Annotated in this window: 2 protein-coding genes; one reads left to right on the forward strand and one right to left on the reverse strand. The window is 54.4% G+C overall.

The genetic code is table 11. The annotated features are described in order from the left end of the window. The first annotated feature begins 58 nt into the window (after positions 1-58). A complete protein-coding gene (locus EJL02_RS14525; RefSeq protein WP_243114527.1) occupies positions 59-154 on the forward strand; it encodes a helix-turn-helix domain-containing protein in 96 nt (31 codons plus the stop codon). 114 nt (positions 155-268) lie between these two features. Here the strand turns inward: EJL02_RS14525 and EJL02_RS14030 are convergent. Then, the coding region (locus EJL02_RS14030) for an S-layer homology domain-containing protein (protein WP_164510451.1) at positions 269-1,033 on the reverse strand (765 nt) is incomplete at its 5' end.

The following is a 1,033-nucleotide window of genomic DNA, read 5'->3' on the forward strand; positions in this document are numbered from 1 at the left end:
TCCTGACGGTCAAGGAAGCCGCCGCGAGCTCAAAACCACCCGCCAACAAATCCGCAAGATGATCGCAAACGGAGAACTCCCGGCTGTTAAAGTCGGCCGAGAGTGGAGAATTCCGCTGGAAAGCATCCGCTTATTTGGGGAAGCCAATTTGTAAGGCACCGTGTGCCAGACATAAAACAAGGGCACGACATTTGCCGTGCCCCTGCTTTGTGTTTGATTGACAATGAATTACAACAGTTTTGTCTGCAACACATTGCTTTTTGTAATTTTACTGATGCAGCGCCGTCCAGGTCTCTGCGCCGTCAGCCTTGGTGTAATCATGTGCGTTGGTCGCTTCCATGATATCGTAATACGCCCAATGCGTCTTGCTCAGGTCGGAGAACTGCCGCAGATCCGCCGCATGGCCATCCACATACGCTTCATCCGCGCTGCGGCCCAGCATACGGTTGGTGATCGTGGTTACTTCTGCACGGGTGATCGTCGCATTCGGACGGAATGTGCCATCCGGATAGCCGGTAATCCAGCCATATTGGATAGAACCTACGACCACATCATAGAACCAGTCGTTCTGCGTCACGTCGCTGAACGAATTCTCGCCGCCTGTCGGCAGCTCTGCAAACCGCATCGCGATCGCCGTGAACTCTGCGCGGGTGATCGAACGGTCGGGCTCGTACTTGTTATCGCCCACGCCGTTGATCATACCGAGAGACGCCAGCGTATTGACCGCTTTGGCATACCATGCATCCGATGGCACATCAGAGAAGGCAACCGTGCTCTCAACATCCTGGTTCAGCAGCAGATTATAGAACATCTGCGCCGCCTCCGCACGGGTCATGTTGTTGTCCGGCTCGAAAGTACCTTCCGGATAACCGTTCAGATACTGCGCATGATCCTTGGTGTTCAGCCAGGAGGAAACGCCGGTATCATCCGGATCCGCAACCACAAGACCCTTTTCGAAGGAAGCAGAGATCGTATGGTTAGCACTTACCTTTTCGAAGGTGTAGGTGCTGACCGCGCCCACGCTCTTGCCGTC

The organism is Agathobaculum sp. Marseille-P7918, from assembly GCF_900625105.1.
Classification (GTDB): Bacteria; Bacillota; Clostridia; order Oscillospirales; family Butyricicoccaceae; genus Agathobaculum.